General features: G+C 50.1%; 18 protein-coding genes. 9 read left to right on the forward strand and 9 right to left on the reverse strand.

Annotated elements, in window-relative coordinates; genetic code table 11:
• Positions 1–9: 9 nt before the first annotated feature.
• From J7619_RS09475 to J7619_RS09485, 3 genes are all read left to right on the forward strand, one after another.
• Positions 10–576: a DinB family protein gene (locus tag J7619_RS09475; RefSeq protein ID WP_291197300.1), complete on the forward strand. Its 567-nt coding sequence runs from the start codon at positions 10–12 to the stop codon at positions 574–576.
• A 49-nt stretch (positions 577–625) separates the two neighbouring features.
• On the forward strand, positions 626–1111 hold the full coding sequence (locus J7619_RS09480) for a thioredoxin family protein (protein ID WP_291197303.1): 486 nt from the start codon (positions 626–628) through the stop codon (positions 1109–1111).
• A 101-nt stretch (positions 1112–1212) separates the two neighbouring features.
• A complete protein-coding gene (locus tag J7619_RS09485) occupies positions 1213–3273 on the forward strand; it encodes a M48 family metallopeptidase (protein ID WP_291197306.1) in 2061 nt (686 codons plus the stop codon).
• On the opposite strand, the gene J7619_RS09490 is transcribed toward J7619_RS09485, so the two are convergent.
• The 6 genes from J7619_RS09490 to J7619_RS09515 form a co-directional block, all read right to left on the reverse strand.
• A complete protein-coding gene (locus tag J7619_RS09490) occupies positions 3249–4655 on the reverse strand; it encodes a mandelate racemase/muconate lactonizing enzyme family protein (RefSeq protein ID WP_291197308.1) in 1407 nt (468 codons plus the stop codon). The two genes, J7619_RS09485 and J7619_RS09490, sit on opposite strands and share 25 nt — an antisense overlap.
• Before the next feature lie 86 nt (positions 4656–4741).
• Positions 4742–5803 carry a dihydrodipicolinate synthase family protein gene (locus J7619_RS09495; RefSeq protein ID WP_291197310.1) on the reverse strand — a complete coding sequence of 354 codons (1062 nt, stop codon included), beginning with the start codon at positions 5801–5803 and terminating at the stop codon, positions 4742–4744.
• 406 nt (positions 5804–6209) lie between these two features.
• Positions 6210–7226 (reverse strand): NAD(P)-dependent oxidoreductase, encoded by a 1017-nt coding sequence (locus tag J7619_RS09500; protein ID WP_291197312.1) that lies wholly within the window; start codon positions 7224–7226, stop codon positions 6210–6212.
• A 1-nt stretch (position 7227) separates the two neighbouring features.
• Positions 7228–8460: an Nramp family divalent metal transporter gene (locus tag J7619_RS09505; protein ID WP_291197314.1), complete on the reverse strand. Its 1233-nt coding sequence runs from the start codon at positions 8458–8460 to the stop codon at positions 7228–7230.
• 102 nt (positions 8461–8562) lie between these two features.
• Complete coding sequence (locus J7619_RS09510; protein WP_291197317.1) at positions 8563–9621, reverse strand: substrate-binding domain-containing protein; 1059 nt, start codon at positions 9619–9621, stop codon at positions 8563–8565.
• A 138-nt stretch (positions 9622–9759) separates the two neighbouring features.
• Positions 9760–10248 carry a GtrA family protein gene (locus tag J7619_RS09515; protein ID WP_291197319.1) on the reverse strand — a complete coding sequence of 163 codons (489 nt, stop codon included), beginning with the start codon at positions 10246–10248 and terminating at the stop codon, positions 9760–9762.
• A gap of 67 nt (positions 10249–10315) precedes the next feature.
• On the opposite strand from J7619_RS09515, the gene J7619_RS09520 reads away from it, so the two are divergent.
• The 5 genes from J7619_RS09520 (at position 10316) to J7619_RS09540 (ending at position 13697) form a co-directional block, all read left to right on the forward strand.
• Positions 10316–11173, forward strand: a complete 858-nt coding sequence (locus J7619_RS09520; protein WP_291197321.1) for a TraB/GumN family protein — start codon at positions 10316–10318, stop codon at positions 11171–11173.
• Positions 11174–11213: 40 nt separating this feature from the next.
• Positions 11214–11714 carry a GNAT family N-acetyltransferase gene (locus J7619_RS09525; protein ID WP_291197323.1) on the forward strand — a complete coding sequence of 167 codons (501 nt, stop codon included), beginning with the start codon at positions 11214–11216 and terminating at the stop codon, positions 11712–11714.
• Positions 11715–11728: 14 nt separating this feature from the next.
• Complete coding sequence (locus J7619_RS09530) at positions 11729–12133, forward strand: glyoxalase/bleomycin resistance/extradiol dioxygenase family protein (RefSeq protein WP_291197325.1); 405 nt, start codon at positions 11729–11731, stop codon at positions 12131–12133.
• A gap of 43 nt (positions 12134–12176) precedes the next feature.
• Complete coding sequence (locus J7619_RS09535; RefSeq protein WP_291197326.1) at positions 12177–12620, forward strand: SRPBCC domain-containing protein; 444 nt, start codon at positions 12177–12179, stop codon at positions 12618–12620.
• Positions 12621–12695: 75 nt separating this feature from the next.
• Positions 12696–13697, forward strand: a complete 1002-nt coding sequence (locus tag J7619_RS09540) for a bestrophin family protein (protein WP_291197328.1) — start codon at positions 12696–12698, stop codon at positions 13695–13697.
• 7 nt (positions 13698–13704) lie between these two features.
• On the opposite strand, the gene J7619_RS09545 is transcribed toward J7619_RS09540, so the two are convergent.
• Both J7619_RS09545 and J7619_RS09550 read right to left on the reverse strand, forming a co-directional pair.
• Complete coding sequence (locus J7619_RS09545) at positions 13705–16332, reverse strand: ABC transporter permease (protein ID WP_291197330.1); 2628 nt, start codon at positions 16330–16332, stop codon at positions 13705–13707.
• The gene (locus J7619_RS09550) at positions 16329–16667 is read right to left on the reverse strand and encodes a PadR family transcriptional regulator (protein WP_291197332.1); all 339 of its coding nucleotides are present in this window, start codon (positions 16665–16667) and stop codon (positions 16329–16331) included. Before J7619_RS09550 ends, J7619_RS09545 begins: the two co-directional genes overlap by 4 nt.
• Positions 16668–16965: 298 nt before the next feature.
• Here J7619_RS09550 and J7619_RS09555 point away from each other — a divergent pair, with 298 nt between their 5' ends.
• The gene (locus tag J7619_RS09555) at positions 16966–17595 is read left to right on the forward strand and encodes a response regulator transcription factor (RefSeq protein WP_291197334.1); all 630 of its coding nucleotides are present in this window, start codon (positions 16966–16968) and stop codon (positions 17593–17595) included.
• Here J7619_RS09555 and J7619_RS09560 read toward each other — a convergent pair.
• Entirely contained in the window at positions 17560–18426 is an 867-nt protein-coding gene (locus J7619_RS09560; protein ID WP_291197336.1) for a HAMP domain-containing sensor histidine kinase, read from the reverse strand. The genes J7619_RS09555 and J7619_RS09560 overlap by 36 nt on opposite strands.
• Between the last annotated feature and the right edge of the window lie 196 nt (positions 18427–18622).

Below are 18622 nucleotides of genomic sequence, written 5' to 3' on the forward strand. Positions count from 1 at the left end.
GTTAAAGCTATGTCAATCATATCATCATCCGTCGAAGCCAAAACAAACGAAGCAGTGGACCGGAAACAATTATTGCACGACCTTGATCAAACCGAGCAGGATTTTTACTCGATCCTCGCCGCGTTGACTCCCCGGCAGGTAAACACCGTGCCGTTCGAAGGCAGCTGGACGGCCGGCCAGGTCACAGAACACATCCTGCTGTCGGAATCGGGCATTCCGGAGACGGTACTCGGCTCGACCGAGGAAACCGACCGCCCGGTGGCGCAATATGTACCCGTTATCGAATCGATATTCCTCGATTTTACGGCTAAATATCAGGCCCCCGAGTCCATTATCCCGTCGGCAGCGCCACATGATCAGCAGCAATTACTTGAAGCATTCAAGGCCGAACGTGCGGCCATTCGCGAGATCGCGGCCAACGAGGACCTCACACTTACCTGCACGGATTTCGAATTCCCGCAGATCGCCAACCTCACCCGCTGGGAATGGCTGCAATTTGTAGTCTGCCATTCGAAAAGGCATACCCGCCAGTTGCGTAATATTTCGGAAAAAGTTAGCGGCTCCGCCGACCTCTGATACCTCAAAGATTAATAACTTGCGGACTCATTTTTACGATCCAAGTACTATGTTCCGTAAGTTATCATTCTTGTTGTTATTGATGGTCGGCATGTCTGGCGGTTATGCCCAGGTTGCGGCCACCAGTAAAAAAATAGCCCCGTTTCAGATCAGGCTGGTCAATGGCCAGCAATACACCTCGTCGCAGCTGGCGGCTGGGCCGGTGGTACTCATCTATTTCTCGCCGGATTGCGAACATTGCCAGAGCTTTACCAAGGATCTGCTGAAAAATTCCAGCGTAGTGGCCAACAAGCAGGTGGTTATGGTCACGTTCCAGGCCATGGACATGCTGAAACCTTTTGTAAGCCAGTACAGCCTGGGTACTTATCCGAATTTCAAAGTGGGCACCGAAGGCACCTCCTACCTGGTTCAGCGTTATTACCAGATCCGCTCGTTTCCTTACATTGCCATTTACGACAAAAAAGGAAACCTGGTGAGGACATTCGAAGGAGAACAGCCACATGCCGAAATTTTTAAGGCTTTGAAACAAATCTGACGGCGATAATTTCCCGCATTTTATTTAAGTTGTAAACCAATGCCAATGCACTAGACGCGCAATGGCATTGGTTTTTTATTTACCCTTCCTATCTGATTAAAATGCCAGTTGAACACATCAAAACTTCCGTGAATTTCCGGAAGTACACCCTTCGCGCTTCATTCGCTATTGCGCAATTTGTGATCCTTTATTTTTTGCTGATTTGCGGGGCCGTGCTACTCACAGGCTTGTGTGCATTGGGCGGTTACACGCTAGTCTACATTAAATTTAATGGGCTCACATTTGGTTTGGCTATCGGATTGCTTTGTGTCGGGTTCTTTGTCTTATTCTTTCTGATCAAATTTATTTTCAAAAAGCATATTGTCGACAAGTCGGCGCTTACAGAAATCACTGAGAAAGACCAGCCCGAATTGTTTGCATTGCTTCGCGAAGTGGTGCAGGAAGTGCAAACAGATTTTCCCAAAAAAGTTTATCTGTCCCCGGAAGTTAATGCTTCCGTTTTTTATGATTCCGGTTTTTGGAGCATGTTCCTTCCTACCAGAAAGAACCTGCAAATTGGATTGGGGCTAGTCAACTCCGTTACCGTCAGCGAGTTTAAAGCCGTGTTAGCCCATGAATTCGGTCACTTTTCGCAACGCAGCATGAAAGTGGGCAGCTATGTTTATCATGTCAATTATATTATTTACAACATGCTGTACGATAATGGATCGTTCGACGGCATGCTCGAAAAATGGGGAAGTTCGAACTTCTACATTACCATTTCTTCCTCTCTCGCAAAATGGGTTGTGAAAGGCATTCAATGGATATTAAGGAAGGCTTATAACATCATCAATATCAACTATTTTGCCTTGTCGCGGGAAATGGAATTCCATGCCGACGAAGTGGCCGCCCACGTGGCGGGTTCTGCACCGCTCGCGAGCGCGCTCAAACGTTTCGAACTCGCTGATTATGCCTACAACATGGTTTCCGGCTGCTATCATCGCCAGGCACCAGGACCACGGAATTTCTATGTCCAGCATGCATTTGCCCTTACATTCCTTGCTGAAAAAGACCACCTCACTTTCCAACACGGACTGCCGCAGATAGAATCATCCCTGAGCCGTTACAACAAATCGAAATTGGTTATTACCGATCAATGGGCGTCGCACCCGAGTGTGGAAGATCGCGTGGAAAAACTGATGGCACTCAATCAGGCTACACGCAATGAAGACTCGCGGCGCGCTTATGAGTTGTTCCGGAAGATAGGTGACATTCAGCAGGCATTCACCCATGAAATGTTCTTCGGATCCGGCCTTGCATCGGACATGGTTTTTCAAACGGATCAAGAATTTCAAGAAGCGTTTCTATCAAGCTACGAGCAGAACTCGTACAGCGAAATATTTAACGGGTATTACGATATCAAGAATCCGGTATTTCCGGAGACAGAAAATAATGCTGGTGTAGTAATAAATCCGGCGCAATTGTTCAATGACGAAATGGTGGACAATGCCTATCTTGAAATAACGATTGAATCAGATATTCAAACCATCGAAGCCATCAACGAAGGCCGATATCCGGTTAAATCATTTGATTACGATGGCATTAAATATACCGCCGAAGATGCCGCTTTCCTCTTGCCAAACCTTCGTAAGGAGCTTGCTGCCGTGCACGCAATTGTTGCAAAGAACGACACCCGTATTGATCAGTTTTTTACACAAACAGCCCGTCAGCAACAAAAATATACGGAGCTAAAACCTTTAATATCGAACATTGGGAAAGTAAGGAAAACCAACGAAGAGCTCCATCTCATTTATCAAGAGATGGAGGAACGAACCCATTTTTTTACCTTGGTAAATCCGGCAGAACAAATTGAAATTAACGTTGCGGAACTATCGGAAACGGAAACCAGATTCAAAAAACAACTTACCGAGTTGCAAAAAAATCCCCTGTATTCGCCCAACATGACCAGCGAAATGAAACAGGATTTCGATAAATATCTGGAAAGCAACGGCGCCTATTTCCTCGATGAAACCTACGATGAAGAGGCCATTCAAACAATGTTCGGAGCGTTTAGTCATTGCAATTTACTGGTTTACCAAACCGCTTTCGCGCATAAAAAGCACCTACTCGATTTCCTCGCCGAACTTTACCATGCCCATCAACCAGCAAACATCGCTTCATAATGCGCCGAAGGCGCAAGGATGCCACCGCTTTCGGCGTAAAATGATTTGTCGGTGAGATACACACCTTTCTGCGTTTTCGTCCAGCTTCCATTCGGCATCGGGTGGAAAGTCACGAGTTTGTCCCAGTTTTTATAGTATTGATGGCCGTTCGTTTCCTGCAAGCCTACCGACATTCCGGGAAATGGCTGCAAACGGGCGGCCACATTTTTGTTCCAATCTACGAGGATAGGGTTCACCGTGAGATCGGCGCAGAAACAGGGCACCTTTTTTTCGTAAGCCAGTTGGGTAATTTTCATCGTCATACTCAGCGTTTTGGCAATGGCTTTCACGGCAATCGCCGAATACCCGAGCTCAATGCGGTGTGCGGCATCCTCCACCGTGTGCGCGCTTTCGTCCGCGGCCACGCGTACGCCCAGGTCGCCCACGAAGGCTTCGTTACTTTCCTCGAACGGCTCCTCGATCACTGCGATCTGATCGAATGCACCAATCTTTTTGGCATGATCGAGAAAGCGGAGCAGCGTTTCCTTCTTCTCGTAACGGCCATTCGCGTCGAAATAGTAAGGAATCTTCCCGTTTTGGGTATAGGGCGTTTCGTAATGACCGATCGCCTTGTGCACGGCTGTCAGAAAGGCAATATCCTTCTCGATCATCTCCTGCTGCGTCCCGGCTGCTCCTGTTTTGAGTTTTAATATAAAATAACCCTCATCCGCCGCCTGCTTGATTCGCTCGGGCGAAGTACCAACCGCGAACGAAGGGATACTGGCCACTTTCTCGTGCCGGTAGGAAAGTCCGGGCCGGTAAGCGGCAGGCACCATTTCATCAAACTGCTTCATACCGTTTTCCTGTGCGTAAAGCAGCCACGCAGCATTGTCCACGCACACGAGGGCATTTAACGCAAAAGTCTTCCGGAGGTCCGGGTTGCCGGTGATTTTTTTGCCATAGGCGAGTACCTCAGGCAAAATATCGTCGAGCAATTGTACCGGGTCGCTGAACGACGTTCCTTTGATCATCTGCAAAGCGTGCTCGCTCATGGCGTACATCAATGCATTACCAGCGCTTTCGGAATGAGCGGCAAAAACCTTCGAGTCCGACCACAACACGCCCTGCGTACCGAGCCCGACCTTGCGGATACCCGAATCGGATTCCAGCATCGCGACGGCCTGCCAGCTGTCGGTAATGGCGCTGCCTTTGAAACGATAAGGGTTCAATGGCTCCCGCTCAAAATTGGAACTGACGTTTTTGATATTGATTTTCTTCACGGCCGGCGTGGGAAATGGGTTAGGCAAATGGTTTTCAGGCGCAAACATACCGGCCGCAGCCAGGATACCCGCTCGGCGGGCGAATTCGCGTCGGGAGAAATGTTCAGGTTTTCCGGAAATCATGGTTTGGGAATATGTTTCAAATGATCAGACTCTTTAACAGGCTGCTACCCTGACCCAGTATCCGAATTTTATTCTCCATAATCCCGTCAATGCACACTTACCTCGTTTTCCAGAAAACGGGCTACAAAAGCATCGTCCACCAGATGCGGGTAAGCGGCTATCACCCGCGTAATCTCTTCGGACTGACCGGGCGATAGCGTTTCGTCCGGGTTCAACGTCCAGATGCCGTCCAGCAGTCCCTGACGGCGGAGTACTTCGTGCACGCCGGTAATGCAGCCGTGAAATGCGTGCGCGGGATCGAAAATCGCGGCATTCATGTCGGTGACGGCGATATTGGTACTGAGCATCGACGCGGCATCGGCATAACCGGTCGCGAGCGTGTGCTTCACAGCTGCAAGAAGCGCCACGGCTTTTTCCGTCCACACCGCCCAATGCCCGAGCAAACCGCCCACAAAACGCTTCTCGACGGTCCTTCCGTCAATTTCAAAGCAATAGGGCGTCAACAGATCGGCGACGATATTGTCGTCGTTGCCCGTGTAAAGCGCGATCTCGTCGCAACGGTCCGAATGCGCCACGGCGCGTACCACATCCAAAGTTTGGTACCGGTTGAATGCTGCGACTTTGATGGCATACACATTGGGGATCGCGGCAAATTGCTGCCAGAAATCGTAGCTGTAAACTCGCCCCCCGATGGCCGCCTGCAAGTAAAAACCAAATACCGGGATCACCTCGGCGACCTTCCTGACATGGGCGATGATCTCGTGTTCATCCTGCGTTTTGAATGCGGCCATACTAACGAGCCCAAGGTCATAACCGTGCTTCACAGCAATTTCGGCTTCTTTCAAAGCCTGTTCCGTCAATCCGCAAATGCCTGCGACCTTGATAAACGGACGCTTCAATGCTGCCTGGTCGACTTCTTCGGCCGCTATCGCCAGCACTTTTTCAAACAGATTAACTCCCGGTTCACGGATTTCAAACTGCGTGGTATGCACGCCTACCGCCACTCCACCGGCCCCGCTGGCCATATAGTAGCGCGTCAACCCGCGCTGTTTCTGTTCGTCGAGCTGCAACCTTTGCGTGAGCGCCAGCGGATGCGCCGGAATCACCGTCCCGTCAAACAGCAGCTTTTTGATATTCTCCTTTAACATAACCAACTTAAATTTCTATATATCAAATCATTATCGGAAACAACGCCAGTTGTGGTCTTGCGTGGTTATTAAGTCATTTGTAGGCATGTTATTAAGTCATTTGTAGTCATTTGTGGTCATTTGTGGTCATGTATAGTCATTTATAGTCATTTATAGTTATGTATAGTCATGTCTAGTTATTGGGTCAAGTAGTCGTCATGGGTTGCTATGAACCATCAAGAACTTCACCCCAACAACACCTGACTACAAATGACAACACCTAACCAACCTGACAATACCTGACTACAAATGACAACACGTGACCAAACCTGACAATGCCTGACTACAAATGACAACACCTAACCAACCTGACAATACCTGACTACAAATGACAACACGTGACCAAACCTGACAACACCTGACCTCTTCAAAACTGCCCCTTCCGCTCCTGGAAATGGGTGGGTTTATTAATGGTTTTGCCTCCTTCGAGCAACCATTGCGCTGTAATGCCGATCATTTGCTTCAGTGTCGTGCGCGGATAGCCGAACAAGCGGAACGACTCCGCCGCATTGCTCAAAAGCGCCGTAGGCTGCTCCTCGCCGATAAACTGCGGTTCGATATTGAATATACGTCCAAACTCCCGGGCCAGCCACCGTAGCGAAACCGTCTCGGGACCGGTAATGTTGAGGATTTTCGAAGGTGCGTCGCAATGCAGCAGCGAACGGATCGCCATTTCATTCGCATCGCCCTGCCAGATCACGTTCACATGCCCCATCGTCACATCCAGCGGCTTGCCGTTCAGCACCGATTTCGCCACTTCCAGCAACACGCCATATTTGAAATCGATCGCGTAGTTCAGGCGGTAAAGCAGGATCGGTGTGCCGTAGACCGACGAAAAGTACTGGAACATCCGCTCGCGCCCGAGGCACGACTGCCCATATTCCCCTACCGGGTCTGTCCGCGTTTCCTCCGTTGCACCTCCCGAGCCAACCGGTGTGAACGGGTACACATTACCTGTAGAATACACCACAATGCGCGATTTACGGAACTTCTCGGCCACGCGCCCCGGCAGGTAAGTGTTCATTGCCCAGGTGTAGGGCTCGTTATTGGAGGTTCCAAATTTCTGTCCGGCCAGGTAAAGCACATTCTCAACTTCGGGGAGCCCCTGTAACTGCTCATCGTCCAAAATGTTGGCAACAATCGTCTCGATCCCCTCGGCATTCAGTTCTTGCACCAGCCCCGCTTCACTGAAACGCGACACGGCGATCACCCGCTTGCTGAGCCCGGCCCGTTCGATGGCCTGCATGGTCAGCCTCGCAATGCTGGGACCAATTTTCCCTCCTGCTCCCAGGATCATTATGTCGCCGTCGATACGCTTCATGTCCTCGATCAGCGCATCGGAAGGGCTAAGCCATTGTTCCTCAAAAGATTCGATTCCGTTCATTTTATTTAAAAAGCGGATTGTTGAAAAATAATTCTTTGCTATTGATGACCGCCAGACTGAACACGATGATCAGGCCGATACCCGCCACAACTTTCACCAGCGGGCTGTTCACTTTATCGCCCATGATCTTACGGTCGTTGCCCACCATATACAAGGCAGTTCCGATAAAAGGAACCACGAAAATCGTCACGCTCTGCGCGAACACGATCAATTCAAGCGGCAATTTGCCGAAGCGTATGGCAATTGTTGCGCCGATTACCATCACCAGCGCTACCAGGTAACGCACTGATTTTGAACTGAAATTACTACCCAGGCCCAGCGCATCCCCCAGCAAGGTCCCTCCTACCGACGCATTGCCGATCAGCGACGAAAACGCCGCGCCGAACAACCCGATCAGGAACAATGTGGATGCATTGCTTCCAAAAATCGGTTCCAGCGCCTTAGCCATGTCGGTGGCCGAGTTAACCGCAATACCTTTCGGGTTAAGGACCGCCGCCGCACAGATGATCACGATGCTGCACATGCCCCCGAGCAGGATAATGCCCGTGGTACTGTCATTTTTGGCACCACGCAGCTCCGGCTTGATACGGATCCGCTCCTGAATGAGATACGATTGGTACGACGCGCCCACGATCGAGAAACACGAAGCGATGAAAGCGATAATGAGCCCTGTCGAACCCTCTGGAATCGTCGGGGTGGTGAAACCTTTCGCTATCTTGACCGGATCGGGATTAGCCCAGAAGAACGTCGTGGCAAAGGAAAACAGCTTCACGAAAATCAGCAACACCATCACGCTTTCCAGCACTTTATAAAAACTCCTGAAAAACAACAGACTAATGCCGAATGCATTGAGCGCGATAATCCATGGAACGGGCGAGGTATGGAATAACTCCCCGACCGCAATGCCTACCCCGACAGAATTACCCGCCTGAAAAGAGGTAGTGACCAGAAATACCCCGATGCCCATTGCAACCGACGCGGGTTTGCCCCATTTCTGCTTCACCGAAGCCAGCAGCGATTGGTTCGTGGCTACCCCGATGCGCGTCGACATGGCGGTGAACACCCCCATAAAGAAAATCGCGACAACCACGATCCAGAGCAGAGAATAGCCATAAACCGCGCCGAGTTTGGAAGTAATAGTGAGTTTGCTGGGCCCGAACACCAGCGCGGCGGTGATCATACCAGGCCCCAGCGACCTGAGCCATTTAAGAAATTTCTCTTTGAAGTTTTCCAAGGTAAAAGGGTTTGGCTGTGAGAGGAATATGAATGATTGATGGATTACGGGCACGTGCCCGTAAAGGTAGAAAAGAATTTGTAATTTCCATTTTCAAGAAAATTAATTCTGATAAAACTCGTAATTCTCCTTTGTCACAATATCGATAGGCATGTAGTTCTGCCTCGTGACGGGCGCATTGACCACGAGCGTCTGGTAAAGCGCCATCATGCCGCGGTACCCCTGGTCGTCGGGACGGTGGCAGATCAGGAAGTCGATCACATTGGCTTCCAGGTAATCCACGTTTTCCCGCACAAAATCGTAGCCGATCAGCGATACGTGGGTACGGCGGCTGTTTTTCAGGAAAGATGCCACCGTATGCACCCGCGAGTTGGTGACGAACGCCGCGCCGATATCCTTATTCAGATGGAAGACATAAGTAAGGTGTCGCGCTACCGATTGATAGTCCGTTTCGCGGATATCGATGCGCACAATCTCGTTCGGCTGGTTATTGTCATTGAAATACGCCCTGAAACCATCTTCGATTTCGAGGTAATTGTAATTATCGATCTCCTTGGAGATATTGATGATCAGCACCTTTCTCTCCTGTTCCAGGCGGTACGTAAGCAACTTCGCGCCCACGTACCCGCTTTTGCGCAGGTGCGGGCCTATGTACGAGAGGCTATGCAGGTCCGGGATATCCGAATCGATGAAAACGTACGGGATCTTCCGTCGTACGCATTCAGCTGCAAACTTCCGGGTTTCTTCTATAAAGGAAGGGGAAATCAGGATTCCGTGGAAACCGGCATCCAGCACGCGCCGGATCTGATCGGCAAACGAATCCTTGCTATTCAGGTCAAACAAAAACACCTGCACCTGCACCCCATACTGCTTCATCTCCGCCTCCGCGCGGCGTATTCCATTCAGCGGGGCCGACCAGAAATCCGTTTCTTCCGACACGTCGGGTATCAATGCGGCCAGGCTAATGATCTTCCTGGAAGCCAGCCGGCTGGCAAGGATATTGGGTTGGTAGTCCATCTCCTTGATGATCGCATTGATCTTCGCCTTGGTTTTTTCTGAAACGCCCGTCCGGTTGTGCAACACGCGGTCGACGGTAGCAGTGGAGACATTGGCGCGCCTGGCGATTTCCTTCACGCCGAACAATTCGTTCTCTTTTTCCATTCAAAGGTTCGTTCGAAGGGATAAATATAGGCGTTGCACAACCATTCCTGCAAGGAAGTTATCGGATCTGCCGCTGCCCGTTGCAGTTAAAAGGGGAATCGGAGTAACATTTACCGTCACGTACTGCCTAAATGCCGTTCAGATTCGTAGCAGCCTTTTCAGCCGGTCATAGAAGCCCGTGTCCCGGAAAGTAAATTGTTTATGTAAAATATAATTACTCAAAAAGCTCGCACCCATTGCCGCGACCTGTGAAAATAGCTTGTTCAGATTCACTTCCTTCACAGAAAAAGGAATCAAAAAAGTGAACGTACCAGGCCACGATTCTGAAAGCTCATAGAGCGTCGCAGATCCATAAACGGTAATGAGGCAGGAAAGAATGGAAACCAATATAAATTTGGCAATCTGCCGCCTGCTTTGCGTCGTATTCTTTGCATTAAAGGCAAATAACCTTGTCAGAAAATAACCCACTACAAACGAAAACCAGTAACCGGCAAATAACGCCGTCTTATAGGAAATAGTAAACCATTCCTGTAAAATTGTGGCCACCAGCAAGTTGGAAAGCGCACCGGTAGCGGCAACGATAAAATAGGCAAAAAGATCGCGGCGATTGAACAGTTGATCGGACATGAAATACGTTTCTGATTCACCAATATAGTAGTTTACTACGCTGCATTTCAACCAGAAAATCGATAGTATGAAAAAAGCATTACTCCTCACCCTGTTTGCGATCCTGAACAGCGCCCTGGCTGTGTTTGGACAAGAGAGTCAGTCGGTATTGTGGGAGATCAGCGGGAAGGGGCTGGCAAAGCCTTCCTATTTGTTTGGGACTTATCATGTAGCCTCCATTTCAGTGCTGGACAGTTTTCCACAAGTAATGCGCATAGCTACCAGCTGTGATTTCGCACTTTTTGAAAACGGCGGCTCGCATATCGGTGAGGCTCCTCCCCCGGTTCAAACTGCCCAGCCGCCACTCGACTCGATCTTCACGCCGGCAGAATATGCCATCGTGGACAGCTTTTTCACCGCGTCGCCATACGGGAGCATCCGGCCACACACCCATGATGCTGATCTTTTTTCAATGCTGCAAGTAGCTCTTACAATCCAACTGAGCCAGCAGAACAAACAGGATGAGCCATTTGACGCACTTTTAATGAATCGATTGAATGCATTAAATAAAACCATTTTTCAATTGGATAACCCGAATGAAGTAGACAATGTTGTAAATGGTATGGGCTACCGGAATATAGCCAAAATGCTGGTGGATATAATTAATGATAAAACAGCCTTGCAAAAGCAAGCTCCGGAGGAAGCAAAAGACCTCGCATTATATTCCAAAACGCTTCGCCGACCGCTCAGACTTAACGAGGATGTCCATGTGAATCTCGGAAAAGTAACCATTGACCGAAATGTTCACTGGATTCCTAAAATTGAAGAAAAGATGTCGGAAGGAAATTGTTTTATCGCCGTAGGGTTTAAACATTTACAATACAAAACGGTTCTAATCCAATTACTTAGAAATAAAGGTTATACGCTCAATCCTGTTAATCTCTGATTTGAATTAAACTATTTATTACCAATTAAATACTACCATCTTGACTCCTGGAAATATCACATTTCGGACCATCGTCCCGACCGATGCGGATGATATTTTAGCTATTATCAACTATTACATTGCCCATTCTACTTTCTACTTCTCCGAGGCTCCATTAGAAAAAAGCAGCATTTCTGATATGCTAAATGCGCGGCACGTACTTCCGGGTTATGTGGTATTGAACGACAGCGAGCTGATTGGATTTGGATACGCTTACCATTTCCGGCCCGAAAGCACTTTTTCACAGACAGTTAAACTAACCTATTGGCTAAAAGCAGGTTTCACCGGAAAAGGAATAGGAAGCAACCTTTACAATATGCTCGAAAGTGAACTCCGAATGTTGAAAATATCAAGTATCTTGGTCAACATTTCATCCGAAAACATAGCCAGCCTGAACTTCCATAGAGCATTGGGATACCAGGAATGTGGAAATTTCAAGCAGGCCGGCTACAAAAACGGCCGGTATTTTGACTTGATCTGGTTGCAAAAATTCCTTCATTAATCTCCCCTTACGCCATGACCAACCCGGCAATCCACTGCATCGCCCCGTGCTTCATCGTCAGAGACGTCCTCGCCGCTCTGGCATTTTACCGCGATTTCCTGGGTTTTGAGATTACATTCCAGGGGCCGAGCGAAGACGACATTTTCTTCGGGATCGTCGAACGCGGCGCGGCCATGATTATGTTCAAAGCCGTCGGTGTGGAACCGGTACCAAACCATACACGGGATGTCAAACAGGGCATTATGCGCTGGGACGCCTACATGTACGTGCCCGATCCCGACGCACTCGCGGCCGAGTTCGCATCCAGGAATGTTGAGTTCTTTCTGCCTATCTGTGACAACGACGATAATTTGCGTGGGTTCGAGGTGAAGGATGCGGATGGGTATTTGTTGTATTTTGGAAGGCCCAATAAAAAGTGACCAGTGGAATGAAAAACCTCGGCTAATGCGGCCAGGCAATACAATGAACGTAGACTACAACAAAACGATCCGGCTCGACACAACAATAACCTCCTCCATCACGAAAGTATGGGCGGCACTTACCGAACCTGAACTGATCGGGCAATGGATGCTCGATACGCCGGTCGAAATCCTTACCGAATGGCGTGAAGGAGGAACACTGCTCGAACGAGGCGACTTGCACGGGATGGCATTCGAAAACAGGGGAAAAATCGTCCGGCTAGACCCGCCCCATGTATTGGAATACACGCATTGGAGTACGCTTTCGCTCATTGCCGACTTGCCGGAAAACTATTCCATTATCCGCTTCGACCTGCAAGAAGCCGGCCATCAAACACATTTAACACTCACGATCCATAACCTGCCGACATTCGAAATCTTCAAACACATGGAATTTTACTGGAAAACGGCACTGCATATGCTTAAACAAGTAGCCGAATCGCGATAAGGATTGTCTCGGAAGCGATTTGTTTGCATTTTAGGAGCCTGAAATTACTCACTCCCATCACTCAATAGCTCCCTTATGTACATCAACCGCTACCTCTCACCTGTTATCGTCTACTACTATTCCTGGCGAATGGTCCTGTTTTCGATCGCTACGGGTTCCATCGCCATTTTTGTGTATGATTATCTCAACTGGAAATGGGTGGCAATCCCCTGGCTTCCGGTGTCGCTCGTAGGTACGGCTACCGCGTTTTTTGTCGGTTTCAAAAACAATCAATCGTACGATCGCAGCTGGGAGGCCCGCAAAGTGTGGGGCGCCATTACGAACCACAGCCGGTCGTTCAGCGCAGCGGTACGTTCTTTTACAACCTGTTCGCCCGACTCCGACAACATTTCTGCTGCCCATGAGAACCGCATCATCATTTACAGACACATTGCATGGCTGTACGCATTGAAAAATACGATGGTCCAACGGACCAACTGGGAACACACCGACCGTGCGAGCGAACGCCAGCGAAAGGCGTTCAGGCATTCGCAGGTGCCTTGCGACGTAGAAATTGCGAAACACCTGCCCGAAGCAGAGCTCGCCTCGATTAAGGACAAAAAGAACCAGGCGACACAGATATTAGACCTGCAATCTCAGCACATCCGCGACCTCCGCCGCGCCGGCTCGCTCGATACCTATCAGCACGTGGCGCTGCAAGACCTTATTTCAAAGCTATATGACGAGCAAGGCAAGAGCGAAAGGATCAAAAACACACCTTTCCCACGCCAGTACGCCACCACGTCCATGCTTTTTATATTCATTTTCATGACGCTGCTGCCGTTCGGACTGCTGCCGCAGTTCGTGGACCTGGGCGAGAAATACATGTTTTTACTCATCCCCTTCAACATGATCGTCTCCTGGGTTTTCATGTTTATGGAATATGTAGGCGATATCAGCGAAAACCCTTTCGAAGGCTTGCTGAACGATACGCCTATCAGCACGATTATCCGCAATATTGAAATAGACCTGAAAGAAATGCTCGACGAAACCGACTTGCCCGCGAAGTTTTCGAGCTACTCAGGGACATTGTTTTAGTGCCGGATCAATCGGTACGAAGGCTTTTTACGGGGTTCATCAGAGCGGCTTTAAGGCTCTGAAAACTGACTGTCAGCAATGTGATCGCCAACGCGCCCAGGCCTGTCCATACGAATACCGACCAGGGAAGCCGGGTATGGTATTCGTATTTTTGCAGCCAGGATGTCAGGATGTAATAGGCTACCGGCGACGCGATGACCATCGCCACGACTACCAGCACAGCAAAATCACGCGAGAGCAATGTCCAAACGCTCCATACCGAAGCGCCGAGTACCTTCCTGACACCAATTTCCCTCGTCCGCTGTGCGGCTACGAACGACGCCAGCCCGAACAACCCCAGGCAGGAGATGAACGCTGCCAATACCGTAAAGAAACCGGCCAACTGGCCAATACGCTCCTCTGCGCGGAATTTCGTTTCGTACACCTGGTCCAGGAAACGGTAGTCGAACGGCACGGCCGGGGCATATTTCCGAAATACCTTTTCGACCTTCGCGAGTGCGCCTGATACGCTCATACCCGGGCGTAAGCGCATTGTGACCACGTACGCCGGCCATGGCGCGATGTAGTATATAGCATGCTGCACCGGCTCGTAGGGTGACTCCATCACCATACCTTCCACCACCCCGACGACATGCAATGGCTGCTTGCCCCAGATAACCGTCTCGCCGACGGGATTTTTCAAGCCCATGAATCGAACCGCCTCCTCATTCAGAATTACCGCAAGTTTATCGGTAGCATATTCGCGCGAGAAATCTCTCCCTTGCTTGATTTTCCAGCCTACCGTCTTCCCGAACTCTTCCGTGACGCCAAATGTCACGAAAGGTCTGTCGCGGTTCATGTCCTTTCCGCGCCAGGTGAAACCGGTTTCGTTCTGTCGTTTCTCGGTAAGCGGTGTGGTGGTTTTGGTGACTTCCACAATCGCGCCGGTTTCCAGCAGCTCGTTCCGGAACGGTTCGAAGTGGTTATGGATATCCAGTGTAGGCATATCGATCATCACCAGGCCCGTCCGATCGTAACCCACCGGGCGATCTTTGGTATAATGTATTTGCCTGAAAACCATTACGGTACCGATGATCAGCGTCACAGAGACGGTAAACTGCACAACCACCAGCACCTGCCGGGGAATGTATGCCAACCGTCCCGCGCGAAAGGTACCTTTAAGCACGTTCACCGCCTTGAACGACGACAGGTAGAATGCCGGATAACTGCCAGCCAAGAGCCCTGTGAAGACACAAAATGCCAGCGTCAATGCCCAAAATACCGGGTTGTCCCAGAGAATGGCCATTCTTTTATCTGCCATATCATTGAAATACGGCATCGCAAGCTGTGCAAGTGCAACGGCGATGACGAAAGCGATAAACACCACCAGAAACGACTCGCTGAAAAACTGCCCGACCAACTGGCCCCGCAATGATCCTACCGCCTTCCGCACGCCCACCTCACGCGCACGCTTCTCCGAACGCGCGGTGCTGAGATTCATAAAATTAATGCATGCCAGCAACAGCACGAATGCGCCTACAATCCCGAATAGCCAGACGTACTGGATGCGCCCCCCGGTGTTGAACCCATTTTCCCAATTGGAATACAAATGCCACCGGTCCATGGGATGAAGGAATACCAGCGCCTGGGTGTCGCGATCGGTCCCGGTGAGCTTATTGAGCCTCGCCGGTGCAATGGCAGACGAAACCGGTTTGAGCTCCGCACGGTCGGCGAGCTGTACAAAAACCTCGGTGAAGTTATTGTTCCATTGATCCTTGTTTCTACTCCCATAGGCGACACGCGTAATGTACAGTTCCCAGGGTGCGACGAACGACATGCCGGCGAACGTCGTGTTGTGCGGCAGGTCGCGGTACACGCCGGTAACCTTGACCGCCAGCTCGTTATCGATCTTCAACACCTTGTTGAGCGCATCGCCTTCGCCGAATAACGCGCGAGCTGTCGATTCGGATAATAGTACCGATGCCGGGTCCGATAGCCCGGCCCTGCTGCCGCCGACCATTTCGAGCGACAACATTTCCGCTACACCCGGCTCCATAAACCGGCCGCGCTTGTTAAATTTCAGGTCTTTGAAGGAAAGAATGTGGCTTTCCTCCATCGTGCTGCTCACAATATGCCGGAAATACCCGCCATACGATAACCTCAGTTCCTTCCCCATCGGCGCGGGCACCGACTGCTGCGTCGAAATAATGCCTCCCAGGTTCTGGGTTTGCATTACCTGCGCAATGCGCGTGTGATGCGGGAATGACCGGTTGAAGGAAAGCTCGTCATAAAGCCAAAGGCCGATCAACATCGCCACGGCCATGCCGCTTGCGAGCCCTGTGATGTTGATAAACGAGTACATTTTGTTTTTGGCAAGATTCCGCCGGGCGACTTTGAAATAGTTGCTGATCATGGTCATACTGAATTGGGAAGATCCGGAATATTGTCTGGTCCTGCTGCGACGGCGAACAAACGGCGGCAGCACGGAAAATACATTAAGTATATAGCGCAGCGTGGCCTGGAAACGCCCGTTTCGGGCATACCAGTAGTCGTAGAGCTCGTCGAGGTCACCACCGACTTCCTCGCGGGTTTCTTCGGGATGCAGCCATTCGAACAGCCGCCGTGCCCAACGGGGCGGAACAGGGGGATTTTTCATGGTTTTCCCAATGCCAGGGTATGCGGTGGTATTTGCTTCCAGAGCTCGGCACGGACCTGCTGAACTTCCTGGATTGCCCGGCTACCCAATGCGGTTATCCGGAAGAGCCGCTTCCGCCTGCCGCCACGCTGCGTGGTGGCCCCACCCAGCTCTGAGCGCACAAAGCCTTTCTCTTCCAGACGAATGAGCGTGTTATGAACGGTGCCGAAAGCCACCAATCTGCCCATTGTCTGCTCAATTTCCTGGCTGATCGTCACGCCATAGGCCTCTCCATCGAGTACGGCGACCATGAGCAGCACGATTTCTTCAAATTCTCCCAGATAAGTCCTTCTCATAAAATGGAAACGGGTTTATTTGTTTACATTTTATCGTACAAATGTCGCGCCAGTTGAGCAAAAACAATACAAAAGCCTAAAAATCAAATACTTAACCAAGATTCAACACAATTTTAGTTGTCCGTTTGCGGACATTCCTGAAACCTGCCGGACAACGGAGAAGCTGCCCGAACTACCGAAGCGGGCGAAAAATCATGCTGCATGCGTGATGTGTGGCCATTTTAGCCCCGAGGTTTATTTGCAGAACCGCGGGAAATGTTGCGATATTGCCGTTGATTATATTCTCGACGTTCGATAAATGATGAAAATATTAATAGCCGACGACCATTCACTGGTACGTTACGGGCTTAAATTAGCACTTCACAACCATTTCAAAGACAGCCAGATCGACGAAAGCTGGGACGGAGCGTCGGTCAAGGCGCAGTTTGCCGTGCATGCCTACGACCTGCTCCTGCTGGACCTGAATATGCCGGAAACGGACTCTACCCTCCTGCTGCAATGGATCCTGGAATTTCATGTGAATACCAAAGTACTCGTGGTCTCCATGAATGATGAAAGCATTTTCGGGAAACGTTCGCTGCAACAGGGCGCACATGGTTACCTGGAAAAGGATTCTTCGCCGGAGGAACTTCTGAAAGCGGTGACGACCATCATGAACGGAAAACGCTATGCGAGCCCTAACCTCGCCACCATCCTGATCAACGACACGCTAACAGGCAAATCGGGCAATCCTTTCGACCGGCTTACTACCCGGGAGTTTCAGGTAGCGATTTATCTCGCCAAGGATTACTCCGTGACGCAGATCAGCGAACTTCTACAAGTTCAATATACGTCGGTGAATACATTCAAGCGAAGAATATTCAAGAAGCTCAATATTGAAAACAAGAGTGCGCTAGTCAGGCTGGCAGATGCCTATAACCTCGGTTGAATGCAGCCGGGCGGTAAATGGGCTGTGCAATACCAGCCCTTCTATACGTACGGATGTACCCGCTCCCTGGCTGCTTTTGACAGACATCGTGAAGCCGAGCGTGTGCGCGAAATCTGCGATTAGCTGATAGCCTAGCCGGCTATTGGGTTCCACCGGCGCATTGACCACCGGATTGGACAGCCGCCGCCGGATTTTTTGCAGCTCGCTGGGCAGCATCCCGCTTCCATTGTCGGAAACAGACAGCACGGGGCCGTTTTCAGTTTGGGTAAAAGCCAGCCTTACTTCCCCGCCGCGTGTGTGCTTGTTGGCGTTATCGATCAGGTTTCGCAGGATAGCTTTCAGAATATCACGGTTGGTATAAACGAAAACATCTTCCTCGCTCTCCACCACCAGCACATTCTTGTTGAGCAGCACCATATCTTCAAAAAACTGCTCCAATTCCCCCGCCAGCTCGTTGAACGAAAACGAGTGCTGCGCAGGATGAAAGTTTTCGTGCTGCGATCGGGCCCAGAGGTTGACCTCCTTCACAAATGCATGGATATTACCGGTTGCCTTCTTGATTTCCTCCGTACCCGCCTTCACTTCGGGAAGCTGGTTATTGGCCGCAAAACGCGACACATGTTCGGAAAGGACATTCAGAAAATGCAGGGGCGATTGAAGATCATGGGCGATCATCATCGTAATCTTCTGTTTGAGTCCATTGCTGTATTCAAGCCGTCGCGACAGGTCCTCCACCTGTTGTTCCAGTTCCTTTTTAGCCAGATCGAGCCGGAAGTAACGGTCCCGCACCCACAGAAAAAAAGCCAGCAGCGACACTACTGTCAGAACCATGACACAGATCCATTGCAAGATCATAATTCACCACCGGGTTAGATTTGGGATTTTCAGTGAACTTAGTATCGTGAGGGGTGCTATAATTGTTATACAAAGAAATCGCTTTTGTAGTAAATATTGGTACAAAGGGTTAATATTTTTAACACAATTTCTACACAAACACTAGAAATAGTAAATAAACCCTTTCACCCAT

Source organism: Dyadobacter sp., assembly GCF_017744695.1.
Classification (GTDB): domain Bacteria; phylum Bacteroidota; class Bacteroidia; order Cytophagales; family Spirosomataceae; genus Dyadobacter.